This window comes from Enterobacter sp. 03-F-07-AD-ECC (assembly GCF_047530935.1).
GTDB classification, from domain to species: Bacteria; Pseudomonadota; Gammaproteobacteria; order Enterobacterales; family Enterobacteriaceae; genus Enterobacter; species Enterobacter cloacae.
Map to the genome: position 1 here is coordinate 1 of NZ_JBLKBZ010000030.1, position 16,616 is coordinate 16,616.

The 16,616-nt window shown below is 53.3% G+C and carries 21 protein-coding genes; 1 reads left to right on the forward strand and 20 read right to left on the reverse strand.

Annotated elements, in window-relative coordinates:
* Positions 1-104: 104 nt before the first annotated feature.
* Entirely contained in the window at positions 105-731 is a 627-nt protein-coding gene (locus ACMWKA_RS23465) for a tail assembly protein (protein WP_414760644.1), read from the reverse strand.
* 146 nt (positions 732-877) lie between these two features.
* Between ACMWKA_RS23465 and ACMWKA_RS23470 the strand changes: the two genes are divergently transcribed.
* Entirely contained in the window at positions 878-1,066 is a 189-nt protein-coding gene (locus tag ACMWKA_RS23470; protein ID WP_050861240.1) for a hypothetical protein, read from the forward strand.
* Positions 1,067-1,085: 19 nt separating this feature from the next.
* Here ACMWKA_RS23470 and ACMWKA_RS23475 read toward each other — a convergent pair whose 3' ends face one another.
* The 19 genes from ACMWKA_RS23475 to ACMWKA_RS23565 form a co-directional block, all read right to left on the reverse strand.
* Positions 1,086-1,796: a C40 family peptidase gene (locus ACMWKA_RS23475; RefSeq protein WP_414760645.1), complete on the reverse strand. Its 711-nt coding sequence runs from the start codon at positions 1,794-1,796 to the stop codon at positions 1,086-1,088.
* A 1-nt stretch (position 1,797) separates the two neighbouring features.
* Positions 1,798-2,553, reverse strand: coding sequence for a phage minor tail protein L (locus ACMWKA_RS23480; RefSeq protein WP_414760646.1), 756 nt, complete (start codon positions 2,551-2,553; stop codon positions 1,798-1,800).
* Positions 2,550-2,897 (reverse strand): phage tail protein, encoded by a 348-nt coding sequence (locus ACMWKA_RS23485; RefSeq protein ID WP_025913012.1) that lies wholly within the window; start codon positions 2,895-2,897, stop codon positions 2,550-2,552. Before ACMWKA_RS23485 ends, ACMWKA_RS23480 begins: the two co-directional genes overlap by 4 nt.
* Positions 2,898-2,932: 35 nt before the next feature.
* A complete protein-coding gene (locus ACMWKA_RS23490; protein WP_414760647.1) occupies positions 2,933-5,860 on the reverse strand; it encodes a phage tail tape measure protein in 2,928 nt (975 codons plus the stop codon).
* Entirely contained in the window at positions 5,857-6,171 is a 315-nt protein-coding gene (locus ACMWKA_RS23495) for a DUF1799 domain-containing protein (protein ID WP_032618388.1), read from the reverse strand. Before ACMWKA_RS23495 ends, ACMWKA_RS23490 begins: the two co-directional genes overlap by 4 nt.
* Positions 6,168-6,479 carry a phage tail assembly chaperone gene (locus ACMWKA_RS23500; RefSeq protein WP_414760648.1) on the reverse strand — a complete coding sequence of 104 codons (312 nt, stop codon included), beginning with the start codon at positions 6,477-6,479 and terminating at the stop codon, positions 6,168-6,170. The genes ACMWKA_RS23495 and ACMWKA_RS23500 overlap by 4 nt, the downstream gene beginning before the upstream one ends.
* Positions 6,480-6,543: 64 nt before the next feature.
* Positions 6,544-7,215 carry a phage tail protein gene (locus ACMWKA_RS23505; RefSeq protein WP_114519042.1) on the reverse strand — a complete coding sequence of 224 codons (672 nt, stop codon included), beginning with the start codon at positions 7,213-7,215 and terminating at the stop codon, positions 6,544-6,546.
* A gap of 69 nt (positions 7,216-7,284) precedes the next feature.
* A complete protein-coding gene (locus tag ACMWKA_RS23510) occupies positions 7,285-7,695 on the reverse strand; it encodes a DUF4128 domain-containing protein (RefSeq protein WP_414760649.1) in 411 nt (136 codons plus the stop codon).
* Positions 7,692-8,276: a hypothetical protein gene (locus tag ACMWKA_RS23515; protein WP_049136383.1), complete on the reverse strand. Its 585-nt coding sequence runs from the start codon at positions 8,274-8,276 to the stop codon at positions 7,692-7,694. Before ACMWKA_RS23515 ends, ACMWKA_RS23510 begins: the two co-directional genes overlap by 4 nt.
* A gap of 1 nt (position 8,277) precedes the next feature.
* On the reverse strand, positions 8,278-8,628 hold the full coding sequence (locus tag ACMWKA_RS23520) for a hypothetical protein (protein ID WP_414760650.1): 351 nt from the start codon (positions 8,626-8,628) through the stop codon (positions 8,278-8,280).
* A 1-nt stretch (position 8,629) separates the two neighbouring features.
* Positions 8,630-9,112, reverse strand: a complete 483-nt coding sequence (locus ACMWKA_RS23525) for a DnaT-like ssDNA-binding protein (protein WP_062934626.1) — start codon at positions 9,110-9,112, stop codon at positions 8,630-8,632.
* Between the two features lie 36 nt (positions 9,113-9,148).
* Positions 9,149-9,427, reverse strand: a complete 279-nt coding sequence (locus ACMWKA_RS23530) for an Ig-like domain-containing protein (RefSeq protein WP_163363102.1) — start codon at positions 9,425-9,427, stop codon at positions 9,149-9,151.
* 2 nt (positions 9,428-9,429) lie between these two features.
* Positions 9,430-10,383 (reverse strand): major capsid protein, encoded by a 954-nt coding sequence (locus tag ACMWKA_RS23535; protein ID WP_046887753.1) that lies wholly within the window; start codon positions 10,381-10,383, stop codon positions 9,430-9,432.
* Positions 10,384-10,394: 11 nt separating this feature from the next.
* On the reverse strand, positions 10,395-11,165 hold the full coding sequence (locus ACMWKA_RS23540; protein ID WP_094084365.1) for a hypothetical protein: 771 nt from the start codon (positions 11,163-11,165) through the stop codon (positions 10,395-10,397).
* Between the two features lie 80 nt (positions 11,166-11,245).
* Positions 11,246-12,343 (reverse strand): phage minor head protein, encoded by a 1,098-nt coding sequence (locus tag ACMWKA_RS23545; RefSeq protein WP_414760651.1) that lies wholly within the window; start codon positions 12,341-12,343, stop codon positions 11,246-11,248.
* A gap of 1 nt (position 12,344) precedes the next feature.
* A complete protein-coding gene (locus ACMWKA_RS23550; RefSeq protein ID WP_062934622.1) occupies positions 12,345-13,733 on the reverse strand; it encodes a DUF4055 domain-containing protein in 1,389 nt (462 codons plus the stop codon).
* Between the two features lies 1 nt (position 13,734).
* Complete coding sequence (locus ACMWKA_RS23555) at positions 13,735-15,042, reverse strand: terminase large subunit domain-containing protein (protein WP_414760652.1); 1,308 nt, start codon at positions 15,040-15,042, stop codon at positions 13,735-13,737.
* The gene (locus tag ACMWKA_RS23560) at positions 15,020-16,021 is read right to left on the reverse strand and encodes a terminase small subunit (protein WP_414760653.1); all 1,002 of its coding nucleotides are present in this window, start codon (positions 16,019-16,021) and stop codon (positions 15,020-15,022) included. Before ACMWKA_RS23560 ends, ACMWKA_RS23555 begins: the two co-directional genes overlap by 23 nt.
* 68 nt (positions 16,022-16,089) lie before the next feature.
* Positions 16,090-16,566 (reverse strand): hypothetical protein, encoded by a 477-nt coding sequence (locus ACMWKA_RS23565; RefSeq protein ID WP_050861225.1) that lies wholly within the window; start codon positions 16,564-16,566, stop codon positions 16,090-16,092.
* Positions 16,567-16,616 lie beyond the last annotated feature (50 nt).

A 16,616-nucleotide genomic window follows, 5' to 3' on the forward strand; every position in this document is an offset into this window, starting at 1 on the left:
ATCATTCGGACTCCAACGACTAGTCTAAAAACTAGTATTAAGACTATCACTAACTTAAGTGATACCAACTGTCTGGAGATTCAGGGGGCCAGTCTACAGCATGCTTACTGCTGATCTTCAACATAGATACCGGCGGAGATGATCGCGCCACCAATACGGCGCCGACCGTACAAGAGTGGTACCGGATTGCCCTGAGCTGTCGTATTTGTTACTCCACCAAAGGCGTAGCTGGCTTGGTTATCCGCAGATTGCTTACTGGCGAGCCCGGTTGTCTGTGGAGAAAGCATCTGGACTACGCCGCCGATTGCCATTGATGCCCCAATCCCCGCCACAGCGCCCCATCCACCAGCGAAAGCGGTACCTCCAATCCCGATCGCGGCCCCTCCCGTGACGAACGCAGCAACAGCGACAAGGGCAGCCCCGAGGATTGTCTGAAACACCCCGGCTCGCTTACTGCCGATGATCACCGGCGCGATGCGGATTTCCTCTGTACTCCTGTCCATACTGAGCTCATCGTTTAAGAGGTTTCGTTTCCCGCTGAATACCGCATAAGTTAAACCTCGTTGCTTACTGGTATTCAGGAAACGCTCAAAACCCGGCACGATAACGCTCAGTGCGCGGATGGCCTCTTTTGGTGAGGCGACGGATAGTTTGAACTCCCTGCCAAAAGTGGCACCAAGAACTCCATAAAGTCTGATGGTTCGAAATGTTTCGGTCATTACAGCGGACATACTGCCTCCGAAAAATTGAATGCAGCCTGATAGATTTGTATGTAAATGATTGCCACCTTACAGGCGTTGATTCATAGAAAAAATACAGATATTTAGATAATATCCCTAAGCCTAATAGGGCAGACAACAAAACAAGGAATAGTAGAATGGAACACAATCCACTTGCTGGGCTGGTATTTATTATTTGGCTAATTACCTTTTTCCCTTGCTTTCGCATGGCACAGAAAGCCGGTTTTGGCTGGGCTATGGCTATCTTCCTGTCGATGCCGGGTCTGCATTTTATAATGCTGTGGGTGTTTGCGTTCATGAAGTGGCCTAATCTTCCCAATAAGTAATAACCCCCTTATGCACGTGTTACAACAGATCCACATAACGTAAAATCTTCATGGTACGGTCACGCCAGTAGCCGCCATACGGCACGCGCTGGCTCAGGTGACCATAAAGATGGTGCAGCAGCATATTGCCCTCCAGCAGGATTCCTGCATGATTCCACTTATCTGCCTGAACCTGCATGATCACCATATCGCCTGGTTTTGGCGGCCCATCGAATTCACGGAATCCGCACTCATACCAGCAATCCTGATAGAAGTTGTCCGGATAGTCGTTTTCCCACCAGGGATAATCGACCCGGTAATCGTGAAGCTCTATCCCGTGCGTTTGCCGGTAATAGCTCATGACCAGCCCCCAGCAGTCAAAGTGACCAAGCACAAACGGGCGCTCGAGCAGCGGCAGTTCTCCACGCGGCTGGATGGTCCGTAAATCTCCCTCCGGCCAGCTCACGATATGCCAGGGTAAACGGGTTGCATCGCATTGCGCTTTATCCAGTTCGCTCGGTTGCGTCGTGGCATCAGGGTGACTGTGAGCGATGGCGATCACCCTCCCCCAGTCCTCAGCAGCTGCATAGTCTTCGGGGCAAAGTACAAAATTGTCCTCCGGCGCCGCGGCAAGATTCCGGCACGGGAAATAACGTTCAACACGGCTTTTTTGCGCCACCACGCCGCAACACTCACGAGGATACTCGGCTGCAGCATGGGCCATAATCGCATCGATGGTTTTCTGACGCATATCAGCTCCTGATCAAAGACGTGCCCGGAAAACCACCGAACGAGAGTTCGTTATTTTCGCCGAATCGAAGTTTGCAGGCCGTTAGCGTGCCGTTGCATTCATCCAGCGACGGATCACTCACCGGGTTGTTGTTTTTATCGAAATAGCGGGTTCCGGCATAGTCGCAGCCGTCGTCGGTACGATATTTATTCCGGATACACCAGGTACACAGAGAATGAAGTTGACGTGTAGGGATCATCTTTCCCTGTAACGACATCGGGCTATCGAGTATGAATTCGATACTTTCGCCCGGAATTTCGCTGCTTTTGCTATCAATGTAAAAAACTCGTTTTCTGACCTGTTGCGGATCAGCTGTTGCGTTACCTGCAGGGAAGTTTTTCGCATCGAGATAGTGCGAATAGGTGTCATGGATAGTGACTTTCGCCTGTAGCATATCGTCATAGGCAAGGCACAGCGCTGTAATCTTGCTTTCGATATCTGCAACCGTCAGCGTTGGCTGGGCGCTGTTGCCTTCTGTGGATGCTTCAAGCCCTTCAATTTGATACGGCCAGGCGGCATATTCTTCCCCCTGCCACCAGATGCTTTTCGCCTTCAGCTTTGATTCATCACCACCAGCGGCGGCGATTTCCTCTTCCGTGTGCGGGAGGTTGTACGCGTGAAATCGCAGTACATCATCCACGCCGAAAGTAGAGCCATCAACTTCGATAAGCCGGACTTTGTTTCCGGGCTCAAGGCTTTGATAGTCTGCTGTGATCATGGTGCGTACGCCTGTTTGAATGTTGCGGAAATGGTTATGACTTTGCTGGATAAGGGCTGTGACTTGATTGATTCGGCCTCGATACGATACAGCCCTGTTTCGCCAACTGGAGATGTCCAGATGAATGATTTGGTGACGTGAGAACGAAAGAACTTCAGGGCCTGAAGCATGTCCGCTTTTTTCCCCGTGAGGGTTACAGGCCAAGACTGCTTTTCAGGATTAATGCCTTCCCCGGCGATCTGCTCATAGCCGTCTCCAAAGGTTGCAGAGCGCGTTTTAAGGCTGAACGATCCTTCCATTCCCGCCTGTATCTGTGTTCGCCACGTGAATGTTTCGATTGTCATGCTTTCTCCAAGCATAAAAAAACCGCCTGAGCGGGTTATCGTGATTTGGAAGCATTCCAGATGAGCCCTCCAGGCCTCAATTGCTTCGCAATACCTTCGCGCACTGACTGATCAATAGTTTGCTTAAAGGCTCGGGACATCGCATCACTACCAGCGTTTGTTTGCTGTTGCGGGTTCTGGTTCTGCACAACAACAGACGTTTGGACCGTCACATTCCCTGAACCAGCAGCCTGTAATCCGTACATCGGTGCGTTTCCGACGTAGCCGCCGTTTGCATACCCCTGAGCGCTCCGCATAAGCGTGTAGAGATTACCGACACCCAGCGCACTGGTAGCCTTCTTGGTGAATACGAATTCACCGCCATGAACCACACCTTTTGGCTGATATTTTCCTCCATCCCCGGTATAGCCAACAGCGCCGCCATTAGCGTACTCAGGAATAAAGCCGCCAGACCATGCCTGTATTCCAAAGAAATTACCTATTGCCGTGCCACCAAAGGCTGACTTCATTCCATTAACCAGAGCCAGTTGCGTCAGCATCTGGGCGATGCCCTTCAGGAAAGTAGACAGGAAATCAGAGAAGTTAGATTTACCAGTAGTAAAAAAGTCAGTGAGCGTGCTGGCCATCCCGGTGAACGTATTGCTGGTAATCGTCTGAACCTGCGAGTAAACATCGGTCGCGCTGTCTTCAAATTCAGCCCAGCCCTTTTTCGCGCCAGTCAGCCAGTCTCCACGTAACCTGTCCTCTGCCTCATAGTAATCATTCGCCGCTTTGAGCTGCTTCTGATAACCCTCGTCGTCAAGCGAACCGCCAGCATTCTTCCAGCCAGCGGCAAGCTGACTCTTTGCCAGCTCACGTTGTGCCTGACGGTCACTCATCCCTGCACCGTTCACTAATGCAGCCTGCTTCTCTGCCATCTGCGTGACGTATTTCTGCGAGGTATCCATTCGCTTGTTCAGCTGTTCCTGTGCGGTAATCTGATCACCTAACAGGGCTTTCTGCCGTGCCAACTGAAGCACCTGGTCTTTACTCGCCAGCAGGGATTGTTCCTGCTTTGTCAGTAAACGTGAACGCGACGCCTCCTCCAGCACCTGAAATTTCGCTTCAGTCGTCCACAGATCTTTGCGCTGCTGGCTGATAGTGTCGTTCAGCCCTTTATGCTGCTGCAGCGCGCGTAACTGTGCCAGAAGCGCCAGCAATTCGGCCTGGGCAGCATCCGTGCTGCGATCTCCAGCCGATAAAGTGCCCTGCTTTCCGGTTTTGGTCTTTTTGCCAAAAGCAGCGACTCCTTCCCGATCCTTCTGGGTGGTTGCGGTACTTATCTTTCTGGTCGTATCGAGGTATTTACCTGCACTGATATCAGCCGCATCCCAGTCTTTTTTCAGCTGAGAGACGCTGTCACCATATGCGCCGGCCATTTGTTCGTTGTAGTCCTGCCATCCCTGCAAAGTATCTGTTTTCGCCCAGTCGGGAACGAGATTAATCGCGGCAGCGATAGAGGAAGAAATAATCTGGTTCAGCTTCTGAAAAACGATCGCAACGCTGTAATAAATTGCGTTGAATTCCTTCAGTGTGTTTGATGCCAGTTCAGCTACCCATTGACCGATACTCTGCATGGCCTCAGACGCCCAGCCCTTGATATCCAGCCACAGGCGACCAAACGGCGTCAGCGAGTCGTAAGCCTGCTCCCCACGTTTTGCCATCGTATCGCCAAACAGGTCCATAGCCTGCGTAACGGCCGCGGTCTGGTCCTTTTGCTTGATCAGATCGTCAACATGCTTAAGTTGTGAAACGGTCAGGAAATTATATTGTTCGTTGAGACTCTGCAGCGCTTTAACAGGGTCTTTATCGATGTCCTTATAGGCTTTGGTGATGTCCTGCGCCGAGACTATACCGGTCTGAACCGCCAGCGCCGTGGAGCCAGCTGCTTTTTCAAGTTGCTGCTGTGTCAGCGATCCCATGCCAACCAGCTCAGTCATCAGACTCTGAACGGTTCCTACAGTAGCGCCAGTAGAGGCAGCAATAGACTGGGAGGAAGCCATGATCTGGAGCGCTGACGTGCCAGCAATGTTGCCAGTCCTGATAATGGCCTTGTTGATTTCGTCGTAGGCGGTGAAGTAGTCCGATCCCGCTTTGGCCGCAATCAGCACAGCACCGGCCAGGCCACCAATGGCCACTCGGGCAGGGGTCACCATCGACAACATCGCTTTCAGCGCATTGCCTACACCGCCAAACGAGTCACGGAGCTGACCGCCCTGCTGAATAGCAACCATATAAACCGGCATACCGGAAGCCAGTGAGGTCACAATGTCGGTAATTTGCATCGGGAGATAACGCATAGCATTGCGGTATTGTCCCGCGCTGATAGCCCCAGACTTCCACGCTTCCTCCTGCTCTTTCAGCTTTGCGATCATTGGTGCAGCACGATCGGATACGCCGAGCTGGGCAGCTTTTAGCTCTAACAGTTCTGCGCGCGTTTTTCCGATTGCTGTGACCTGCTCCTCCAGCGAATCGATAAAGGTTTTGCCCGCCGCAGCTGCATGCTGCGCTGCCTGAGCCTGTTCAATGCGGGCCCGCCCCTCTGCGGTTTCAGACTCCATTACCTGTGCCAACTTTGCCCGCGTCGTCTCAAGCACGCTGTTGTAACGAGTAAAATCCTCGTCTCCCACCAGCCCTTTACCGCGAAATTTCGCCAGGCTCTCCTGGATAGTGTCCAGTTCATCCAGCGCCTTGTTTACCGGGCTGATTTTATTCAGCAGGTTCTGCAGTTCCTGACGCTGCTGCTTCAGGCTTTCGCTGTTTTTCTTCTGGTTATCGATACCGGTGCGGAACGTGCTGTTCAGGTCATCCGTTTTGCCTGCCGCGGCGGACGCGGTCTCCTGAAAGCGATCCAGTGCCTGGTTACCGCGATCCAGCTCAGTGGTATTTACGCGCAGGGAAATCGTGGCGATATCGTTACTCATTCCGCCCTCTCTTTATGCATAACTTTTAGTGCGGCGCTCTCCATGATTCGGATGTCCGAAAGCGCGGTTGCCTCGTCCTCGACGTGGTGCAGACGCATTACCCAGGGCAGCACGTTGTAATCAAGCCCTGATGCACCTCCCATGCCCGTGCGCCACTGCGTACTGACAGCCTGGAACACCAGGAATGAAGGCCATACATCTGGCCAGACGTCGATGTATTGATCGTCGTAGTCATCCGGCGTAAGCCCATAGGGCGCCAGGTCTGCCGCTGTGGGTTCAGGCGTATAGAATGCAGAGGCAACCGCTATCAGTTTTTTTCGCGCTGCCCCATCAGTTCGCGATAGTAGGTTTCAGGGATAGCCTTCATCGCCGCCGGATAGTTTTCCAGCAGCACCGACAGGTTTTCTGTGTTGAAAGCATCGGGAAGTGCCCAGCCAGAAATGATTTCCATCAGAAAATCAGTGGCGGTTTTGCCTTCCAGTTTTTCCAGATCAGCCAGCTCTTTAAGTGGCTTATGATTGAACGTGAAGGTCAGCACGCCATCCTCATCGCCGGCGCGCGGGATCGAGACGTTGGCCTTAAATGTTGGTTTGGGCTGGAGGGTGAATTTGGTAGCCATTGATACCTCTTACGAAAAAAAGCCTCCGCAAAGGGAGACATAGGATATTGAAAGCTCTGACGGGTCAGGCGGCAGCGTCAGTCACCTTGTAGAACGTCATCGCCGGTGACTGCAGGTTCAGCACCACACTCACTGTCTCTACCTCGTTAACCGCAGTAGTCGGCGTGTCGTCAAAAGATGCCGTGGCCGCCCAGTAACGGTTCTCCTTCGCCTTCGGCACGTACATGTACGCCGCCACAGTCTCTTCGTCTTCGTCCAGCTGGCGCAGCAGCGGATAAACCGGGAGAGTTGAGTCGTGAGCAATCGAGTAAGTCTGAGAGACAGCGGATTTATAGGTATTCAGGTTGCGCTGGCGATCATCGCTGAGGAACTGAATCTGCGTTGTGTTCTGATCACCACCTGATTTCGATACCTCAGTGATTTGTGGCAGTTCGGTCCATTCAAGCACTTTGCGGATCGAACCGGTACCGCCACCAGCAGCATATTTGTTTTTGTTGGTGGTATTGATATTGCGAAGAGTGACAGCGCTTTCTGCAATCGCATCAATTTTTGCAATGACGTTATCAACACCGGACCAGTTGCAGCTCACATGGACAATATCACCCACCTTGAGTGCGTCAGCTTCACTCACGGTGATCACCATGTTTTCGGCGTTCGTCGCCCCGGTGAAAGCAATGGCTGGGCCATAGCCCGATGCAAGATAGACGTGAGCGCCGTTAGGCAGTGCAAAGCCCATAATGGTTACTCCTTTAGAAACGGGAAAACCGGCTCAAGGCCGGTCAGTTTTGGGACATCACAGAGGGAATCAGCTGGTAATGTCTGTCCGATAATTCAGGCTGACAGGAACGGTGTAGGACACAGGTGTAGGGACGCCGCGGAATATGCCAGGCGCGCTGGTAATCCAGCAGGTAAAGTCTTTGCCTGCAATTTCCAGCCCCTCGGGGAACAATTCCGCTACTCTGCCCGCCATGGCAACGACGGAGGTACGGCCGGAGCCGGCTGGCGCTACGACATTAATCTGGTACACGCCTGAATAAGTCCGGCAGCGTAATCCGAGATCGATTGTTCGAGGCGTAACGGGCATATCGTGAACGGCCAGGTACATCTCGTTAGCAGGAGGTGTGAACGGCACGTTCTCCCATGCAACCGAAATGCCCTCGGCATCGGCCCAGGCACCCAGTCTGGCGGCCAGTGCAGATGCAATATCAGGAATCACTTAGTCACCTCCCTGACAGCTTCCTCAAAGAAGCGTTGAAACTCAGCTGCAGTTATGCGGACCATACCGCCCGGAGCCTGTGTGGAATGCCCCATTTCAAGCGGGTAGGCATAGGGCACGTTGTTGCAGAAATAAATGGCCTTCATCCCGACTTTGAAGAGCGACAGCGTGTAGTTCCCGGCCGCTTTTGTCAGGTCGCCGGTCTTGTCTATTCGCCCTGTCTCGTCAGTAGTTGGCGCATCAAAGGACACCTGCCAGTTACCGCGAAAGCGTCCGCCCGTATACCCCGGCGGTGCTTTGATATCCATCCCATCCACCACCTGGGCTTTTTTCTTCAGTCGCCCGGTTTTGGTCAGGTTGTCGGGATTGGCGCGCTGCGCCTCGTTGTGGTCGTAAACAGCGCGATTATAGGAAACGGCTGCCTGGTTGACTTCCCATAACTCCGGGTTGCCCACTGGGGACATCATCACCAGTTGATTAAGGATCCGAATGCCGACTGCGCGTACGACTGCTTCCTGATTCGCTTTGGCTTTGTCCACAAATGCGGTGATGGCAGCCGTGAACGCCTTATTATCGCCCATTTTATGCCCTCAACTGAGCTTTGTAGCAGAGCACCACAGCGCCCGGTTTCACCGGGTTAGGTTTAACAATACGGTAGGCTGTGCCGTCAATATCAACCACATCACCGATTTTAAATTCCTGCTCTGCCGTAAAAACGATCTGCACGTCGCCGTTAACGATGACCGTTCCATCAATTTCACCTGGCGCGTATTCAGTCTTCACGCCCACAGCAGTAAAACGGACCGCTTCAGTTTTATGCTCAACGCCACCAATAACCGCTACCGAACCTTTACGGGTGATGTTGTACGCCACGCCGTTCTGCCTGAGCATGCGGGTCGTTCTGGCCTGCACACGTTGGTAATCAATCGCCATATCAGGCCCTCTCTGCAAATGCATTAATGGCGTAACCACGACCACCAGCGAGGTCGCCCAGCAGCGCCATAACGGCAGGATAGGACGGCGTGAAAACCTCACCATCTGCGACCGCATAGGTCATGGTGACAGCACCTTCCACACGTTCAGTTTTCACAGCGGCTTCGCGCACGCTGGAGAGTAAATCCCCGTCGATTGCCTCTACCGCCAGCATGCACTGCGCGGTTATAACCTGGCGTGGAACTTCATCCGGCGGGAAATCATGTTCATCCAGAATGACATTAGCCCGTGGCCAGGCCAGCGGCTGTCGAGGGTCTGCTTTTGAGCCAACCCAGTCCAGCCCCTCCAGGTAATCCATTGCTTTAATCAGCAAAGGTGTGAGCTTGTCAGATAGTTCAATGCCGCGTATTTCCGCAAATGAGGCAAGATCCTCTTCACTGGCGTAGCTGTTGGCATCTGGAGAGGTGATATCCGTATTAATCATCTGAGCATCCTGTTTATGGGGCTTTCGCCCCATTCGTTATTCTCCGGCAGGTGCAGTGAAGGTGATCTCATCAGTGGTTTTCGCCACTCCTTCAACCGTGCCGGTTACCGTGAAGGTGCCAGCAACGTCTGATGTGAGTTTCACCGTTGCACCACCAGCAGAGCCTGTTTGAGAACTGGCCGTGCTGAGTGTGCCACCTGTGGACGTCCACACGACGGTTTTACCGGATACACCGGAGCCATTCAGCGTGTACTTCAGAGAAACAGTTACCGCGTCTGTGCTGTCAGCGGTTGCGGAGGTTTTATCCGCTGACAGCGTTACTCCCCCACTGCGGAGCCCAGCTTAATCAGCACGCCTGCCGTAGATTTGTTGCTGGTGAAGTGTTTCTTCCAGTTGCCCGCAGTGCCGATGGCGGTCAGGTCAGGGTTATCACCTTTGGCGGTATCCCAGCTGTAGCCCAACAGGTCAACGTTCACCACGCCTTCAGCACGATAGCCAACCGCAAGGTTTTCCTGATCGTTGATATCGTAGGAACGGAAGCCAGGCGCCTGAGATTCGGTGACGGTAACCGCTCCGGCCACCAGCCCAAGGATCGCATCAGCGTCCATGGTGTCAGTAACCAGCACAGGTTTACCCAGGGTGCCCGGCTGCCCGCCGTAAACCACCACGCCCGCTTCTTCATAGATTTTGTTGGCGATCGCCTCATCCACGATGTCGAAGTAAGTGGCGGAGTGCATAACGAAGAGCACCACACGGTTGAACTTATCGCCGTATTTGCGCAGGCCGCGCGTCAGGGTCTTTTTACCGTCAGTCTCAATGTCGGCGGTTACGACCATGTCGGCGTTAGCACCAATCGCCGCAGTCAGCGCTTTCAGGCCATATTTCACGTAGCCTTCCAGCGTCGCGTCAGCCACATCAGTGCCGATCACTTCGGAGAACTCGTCAACCGAGCGGCCGCGGCGTTTGAACGCTTCTTCGGTCGTTTCGTATGGACCGTATTTCCACGGCGCTTTGACAGAAACTGCTTCGCCTGCGCCGATCTTCTTACCTGTCACTTTTTCGGTGGAGTTAACATCACGCGATTCGATAGAGCCGCCCACCTTGTAGAAGGCACGCTTGCGGAAGTCGCCTTCAATCAGCTCGTTATCCAGCAGGATCGCACCGTTGGAGGACGCGTTGAAAATAGCCAGGTTGTCTTGGCGGCGCTCGAGGAAAGCAGTCTGCGCCAGGTCGTCATAAATGATCAGGTCACTATTAACAGTGGTAGGCATGGGTTAATCCCTTATTTAGGAAGTTTGAGGAAGGCCTGCTGGCCATGCTTGCGGATGTAGTCCGCTTTGTCGCTGGCGCTCATTTCGGAACGTTTCAGGCTGCCACCGCCGTTTGGTTTGTGTCCGCCCGCGCCGGTGCCTTCTGCGCGTGGGAATAGATGCGGAGCCGTCTCCTTAAGAGACTCAGCCCACTCAAGCGGGCTTAGTGGAGTTTTGCCGTCTTTACCGAACAGAACATCGCCATTTGCATCAACTGCTACGGCCTCGCCTTCGTCGTTGAGCTGGAATGTGCCTTTGGCACGCAGAATCAGATCGTCGGATGCTTCCGGCAGCGCGCCAGCTTTTAAGGCTGCTGCACGGATTGCATCACCCAGAACCCGGTCCCGGAATTTGTTGGAGAATGCTTCAGCTTTGTCCGCGCGCTCGTTTGCGGCTTTGATTTGCTTATCGACGTCAGCACGCAGACGCTCGGTGCGCTTATCGAGCACCTCATCAATTTTCCCGGCGGCAATCAGCTTTGCCTCTTCGTCGTCGGAAAAACGCTGGAGGATCCCACGTACAGCATCAGGATCGATACCATCGAAGCGCGACAGGGTTTCTTTTTGCTGCTTGATGGTGCCCAGCAGCTCAGAGTTTTTCGATTTCAGGCCTGTAACTTCGCTGGTCACGCGCTCATCAATCAGCTTCTGGATTTCTGGCGTGATTTCGATACCACCGCCACCGCTGCCCTCTCCGCCACTTTCTGGTGCGTAAAATTTCAAGAGCATGTTTCGAATTAACATAATTTCCCCTTGGGATTTTGCCGGGCCTCGCCCATAAAAAAGCCCCGGCGGATGCCAGGGCGTGAAGAAAGTAATGGTTGTTAGTAGTCAGTACCTGAGAGCTGTTTCAGACGTTCCAGGCTGATCCATTCGCCTTTGTCAGTGAACATATCCGCCAGGTCGATTTCACCCGCGCGGAACAAACGGCCACGCTCGGCACCCAGAACTTGATCCTGGCGTTGTGCTGGCTGGCGTGCGAGCCATTCCAGATACGAGGTTTTCCCCGGTACCTGTCCATCCATGCTGGCACGAGTCCCCTCGTCCATCTCGTCGATATCGATGCCGAGTTCTCGCCATGACTTGAGGATCAGGGTTTCAGTAGAACGGCAGCAGAAATGAATCTTCCCAGGTCCCTGCAGGTAAGGCACCTTATGCCCAACCGGTTTGTTATCAAGGGTGTAGCGCAGCAGGTCACGAATAATGCAGTCATGACTTGTTTTATTGTCTAGCGTAGACAGCCACTGTTTGCCTTTCACGATATCGCTGTTGGCACTGGTGAAGCTGTTGCGTGCTGTGGCAGCCAGATGATTTACGGCTGTTTTAGCGATGCTGGCGGCATTTGCCCTGCTCATCTGCAGCGCGCCGTCGCGATAGTCTTTGTTGGCGTGGCCGCGAACACTGCGTGCGATTGTTTCTACCGTGTCGCCGGCAAGATAACCCCTGCGGACAGCGTTCACGATACGCGCCAGCCTGTCCGATTCCAGATTCTCCGCCCATTCACTCAAAAGTCGTCCCTGAAAGGGCTGCGCCATTGCTGCTGCATACACCATATCGGCGGTGATGCCCTGCAGCGGATAGTGAGACAGGACCTGTGATGGCAGAAGGGAATCGAACAGGCCCAGCTGATAACTGGCTTCGTTCTTTGCCAGCGCCACCAGCTCATTCTCGAGCCCTGCCTGCATGGTGGCTATGGCCTGATGGTTAAGCTCGCGCACGCTGCCCAGTAAACTCTGCAGACGGCTAACGGTGAAGCTCTCAGGAGGCAATCTGTCCAGCGCATCCAGTAGACGTGCCGACAGGTCAGCATCCGTCTCGTTAAGCAACTTCACCATCCGGTTTGCCACGCCGGTGGCGTAGCGGCTTAACCAAACGGAATGTGCGATCGACTCATCACGCAGGCTTTCGTTAATGGTGGGCATATCAGCCTCCCGTCAACGTTGGCGCCTGATTGCGAAGCGCATCAATAACCTCGTCCGGACTGTCGGCCGGGTCAATGAGATCTAGCTTCTGCAGTGCTCGAATCATATCGCTATCGCGCAGCGCACCGGACTGCCAGGCGTTGACGATTGCCGTCACCATGCCCGACTCGGCAACCTTAGCAATGAATTCCTGGTTGATGGTGTAACTCGTCGTCTCACCATTGATGCCAAGGTATTTCGCACACCATCCCAGCGCCAGCGTATAGGCCTCAGAAACGTTTGAAACGCAGATACCGAGCACCGATGTTGATGATGTCTGCTCACCACTCGCCTGGGTTGCCGTCTTCGCCGTGGCGTTCTGCTCAATCAGTCGGGCGCCCAGCTGCACCATGTAATCGCGCTTGCTGTCCATGGCCTCTTTAGCCAGCATGTTCGGCTGTGCCTGGGCATAACCAAACGACCCATCTCTGGGAAGCATCAGTGGTGAACGGGAACCAATTTTCACTCCGGTCTTCTCAAGGTGATCGCGCCAGTTGGTATCAAGCCCAGTCATATAAGGCTGCACCTGGCCACAGAACCACACGCTATCCTCATAGTCAGCGCTGTTTCGGTAATGACCGTGGTTTATCTCCACCAGCGCAGCCAACGGTGAATCATCGATAGTGGGATCGTTGTTCTGAGCACCGACAAAGGTGAAAGGGATTTCGTCCCAGAAGTCCTTTCCTTTCGGCTTAGGGTGGTACTCACTGTCAACGGTGTAGGTTCCGCTTGCTGTGCCACCAGCCCGGCGCCATACGCGGCATATGAACCGCCCTTCTTCAAGCGCCAGCTCGCGATACTGGATTTCATCCTTGTAAGCGTAACCATCCGGCTCTTCTACGCATTCGCGCAGGACCACCAGCACCAGCTGATCGCGTCCGTTAATTCGCTTTGTTCGCCAGTTGATAATGTTCTCTGCCGGATAGCGGAGGATAATCGCCTCATCGGATGCTTCTGCGTAGTCAACATAAAGTCCCTCTCGTGCCACCTCCAGGACGTTCTCGGTCACCAGTTGCGACTGCTGGTAGATGCTGGTACCGGCCCCGTCAGCATTGTCCAACAGGTATTTCAGCTTTTCAGGACCGTTAAACGTGGGGTCCTTGCGATATGCCATCCCAAGCATGCCGATCTTCGTATTGCCGGCAATGGCGTAGAACACAGCGCGGCTCAGATAGTCCTCATTACGCTTTTTATTGCGTAATGATTTATCGGTTGGGTCGAGATACGGCAGATACTTATTACCTGCCGCTTTTACGGCCTCAACTCCTTTGCAGAAGTCCCTGTATTTCCGCCAGGCAGCAGAAGCCGCCCGGTGTTCTGGTCGAACCCAGGTGATGTCGTCGTTTGCCATATCAGAAAGTGGTGTCCATGGTGATTGAGTATGCCGGTTTCACGATCGGGTAATCCTTCACGATGAAGTACCCACCAGCATCATTGGGGTGATCGTTATCCGCTTTTTTGTCCGGCTCGCCGTTCGCCGCCCAGACTTGTTGTTCAAGGCTTTCGGTATAGACCGGGCAGTTTTGCACGTTAACCAGATAGCGGCGTTCGCCGTTGGCGTTGCAGAACATGGCGTTCATCGAGTTGATGCGGTCCTTAACCGGCGGGTTGGCATCATCAACGATGACGCTGAATCCGGCATCGTTGAGCTGGGCGATGTCGGTCTTGCTGGCGTTCTGCGATTTGCGGGAGTCGCCTGACGCATCCGGATAGATATAAATCTCCCGGTTCTTGACGTAGCGACCGTCCTCATAACGCCAAAACTCTTCCTGAATGCGCTTAATCATCGCTGGCGTGTCGTAGACCTTCACCAGTTCACGGACCGCGCGCGGCAGGCCGTTACGCTTCACGTGAACAATCGCGGCCATTTTTCCAACGTTGAAGTCCATACCGATAAACAGCGGATCCCCATCCTGAATCTCATCAAAACAGTTATTCAGCTTGCGGTTAAAGGTGTGGTAAATGGTCCCGCTGTTGAGGTTGGTGAATTTCCCGCGCAGGTATGCCTGAATCAGTTCGTCAGGATAAGAACTCAGCAACGATGGGATGTAATCAGGCGGTAGATTCTTCGCATTGTCGAACGTGCTGGCCTGTATGAGACCGTACAGGGCCGAGAGCTCTGGTTTTTCACGCACCGCCTTCACGAACTGCTGGTAGACGAATTTAAACCCTTCCGGCGTGGTAGTGACGTCAATACCGTTACGCAGCCCATCAACCTTATAACGCATACGGGCTATGATTTTTCGCCACGCCTGCTGCGCTTTGGCAGCCGCCATGACGTCCAGCTCATCCACCATCGCGTTACCGATTTTAAAGCCGACTATCGAGCCGGGCTTCTCCATCGAACGGCAAATTGTCGTCCCGCGGTACCGTCGCCCCTCGTAGAAGTGAACCTCTTTGTTCCCCTCGTTGATTTTGACACTCAAGCCCCAGTCAAAGGCCACCTCTTCAATCGTTGGGTAGAAGATGTCACGAATTTGCGGGTACGTCGGCGCGAAATAGCCCTGGTTAATCTTCGGGTGCTCCCACATCCCTTTGCAGATGCCGCCACAACCCACCCACGTTTTACCCGAACCGAACCCGGCAACATAGGCTTTGAATTTGTGCTGCATTGCGAGGAAGCGCGCCTGAGGAATGTTAAGTGTCGGGCTGATTCCCATCGTCTGCCCTCGCATCCACTACGTTGATATTGATCTGCACTGGGGTCGGTTCATCGTCCTCACCATCACCGGCCAACTCTTTACTGAGTTTCTCGACCTCAAGCTGCCGGCGTTCGATTTCAATCTGCTGCAGGCGCTGGGCGAACTCGCTATCGGCCAGGCCAAGTCGCTTCATTACCGCTTCGAACATTCTTTCACGGCTGATGGCTGTAATTTCGACGCCGTTTTTGCCAACCTTCACGCCGGAGTAAGCGAGCCGAGAATCTGCCGGGAGTTTGCGAGTGTCAGGGAAGTAAGGCTGCCCAATGCCGTCACCATTGCAGCGCGGGCATTCTGGGTTAGGCTCTCTGTTGTGATCGTACCCGTAGCCGCCAGTGTCTTCTGGCAGTCGCGCACCTTCCCTTCCCTCGACTTTTGCCGTTTCCTCATCAAACTCAACTGCATCGCGCCACTGATAGTGGTGACCGAAGCCCCAGCAGTAACGACACGCGCCGCGACGATACTGTGAAAGCTGGTTTGCATCGAAAGTGGCGAGCTTCCACATCTGCGCTAGGACCTCATCGGCACTGCCAAGCGTACGCACAATGGACGCTTTTTGCTGCTGCGCAATAGCCTGGGCAACGTTAGGATTCGTTATGAGCTGACGACCGTAGTTTGGGTCACTATAACCAGCGCGTGCAGCGGCAGCGGTGGCGTTGTTGTCCTTCAGGTATTCCGCGACAAATAAGCGCTGCTGAGCAGTAAGTCCATCATCATCCACCAGCTCATTTGCGCTTTTATCTTTCTGCGCAGTGCGCATTTTTTGCTGCGCAGGTTTTTGCGCAGTTTGCGCAGTTTGCGCAGAAGGTTTTTTGATATATCGACGTGCGGTAGCGTAGTTCAGTCCCTGCGCTTCACACCATTCTTTTGGTGATACGCCGGTTGCGGCATGTTCGGATAGGAACCGTTGCTGAAGCTCGCCCCAGTCCGGTTTTGCCATTGCTTACTCCAATAAAAAAAACCGCCCGAAGGCGGTTAATCATTCAGTATGAACGCTTTTGTAATGAATCAGAAGTTTTCAAAAAATGGGTCGGCTTTTATTTCGAAAAGCACCCTTAATGCACTTTCTCTATCCACTTCACCTTTACTTAATGACTCATAGACCTCACTAAGCTGAAGATAGATTTGTTTAGCTTTGGCGCGATCCTTTTTTTTCGTCATTGTTACGACGTTCTCATAAACCTGATGCAACGTAAAAGTTAGTTTCGAAAAAGGATGTGTCTCAGGAATGGGCTCAGAAGTTAACTGATATTTGTTAGGCCCAAGCCCTATAGTTTGCTGTAGTTTAAGCACTGAAATTACGAATGCTTTTTTATCCCTAAAAGCCTCTTGGTTACGCCAACCAAACACTACAACGACCCCTGCGGCAGTTGCCAAGAATGTAGCTACAGCCGCCGATAAAGATATCCATAACCCCAAATATGCCCAATTAGCTGATTCGCGTGCTGCGAGCATAGCCTCGTACGCGATTAGATCTGCGTCCATTTTCACCTCACTTATTTAGTGAGTCGATTATAAACAAACGCATTAGCATA